The organism is Paraburkholderia humisilvae (genome assembly GCF_902859855.1).
Lineage (GTDB): Bacteria > Pseudomonadota > Gammaproteobacteria > Burkholderiales > Burkholderiaceae > Paraburkholderia > Paraburkholderia humisilvae.
The window spans coordinates 1-1094 of record NZ_CADIKH010000380.1; the positions used below are offsets into that span (position 1 = coordinate 1).

1 protein-coding gene is annotated in these 1094 nt (G+C 56.4%); it reads left to right on the top strand.

The window, feature by feature from the left end:
- Positions 1–297 (top strand): hypothetical protein (locus HV796_RS43855; RefSeq protein WP_217478254.1); only part of this gene is annotated, 297 nt, incomplete at its 5' end.
- Between the last annotated feature and the right edge of the window lie 797 nt (positions 298–1094).

Here is a 1094-nt window from a genome sequence, read left to right on the forward strand (position 1 = left end):
CCGTCGCTCGCAACAAGCTCAAAAGCGCTCAGCACCGACCTTCGATCATCGCCGCGTGCTGGATTCAGGCAACCTTGTGGTGACGTCATGATTTATGGAAAGGTCAATAATTCAGTGCGTATGCCGTCGAGCAGCAAGTGGAACCTTGCGCACACGGTACACGCCAAAGTTCACGTCCTGGAAGTGTCGATCAGAGCTCCTTCGGTTCGGCATTTCGACGCGCTGGTACCGACCATTGTTCTGGCTCGCTGCGCCGCCCGGCGCGACGGTAATGCGTCAAGAGTTGCGCTCGGGTAACTTGGGTTTCGTCCGAGCGGTTGCGCCGATAGCAGGAAAACCATAAGGTAGTTCATTCCTGTTTTGTTGCTGTGGTGAGAATATGTGGCGCACTTTTAGTGATTCGCAAGCTAGGGTTCATCCTCAACCTGACACTGCTCAGAACGCCTGGACGCAGGAGCAGAATGCTGGTGCAGCGAATAATGCTCACCCGCAGAATAATGCTGTTGCCCAACCAGCCCCTCAGGTTCCCGCGCAATTCGACGGTCTCGCACAAGTGAATAATCGATAAACTTATGTGGTGTGCCTTGGACTGAGCGTAGGGCTAAAGCGCTGCGTGATGGACCGGCTAGTACAGCATCCCTTAAATGGCTTTAGTAATTATGGGGCTGCAAATAGGGTTGCAGGAGCGTGACGACCACATCGGCCATCTCTTCAAGCGAGCCTGGGCCCGGCAACGGTTCCCATCGTCCAGTGTGACTACGAAAGGCGGCGCCCTAGCGATTGCGGCCAAGCTCGGTGAGGCACGCCACTACAGTGGGCTCCTCATCGTCCAGACGTTTGATCAGCAGGTGGCGTCGGTAAGCTTGCGTGACGATCCGCGTGTAACCGGGCAGGCTGGGAAGTTTGACGCTGGAATTCGGCCGCGTAATGTTTAGTCGCTATGGCTGGCATGTCGGTCCCTCGATTACGATGCGTCGGTTTGGAGTGGCTAGCCCCGGAGACTCCTTTGGAAAGGGCGTGCCGCCTGATTATCCTCGTGGCTAAATTGTCCGGTGCGCTCGCGCAGGTGCGCGGTATTGATATGGCTGGCATGG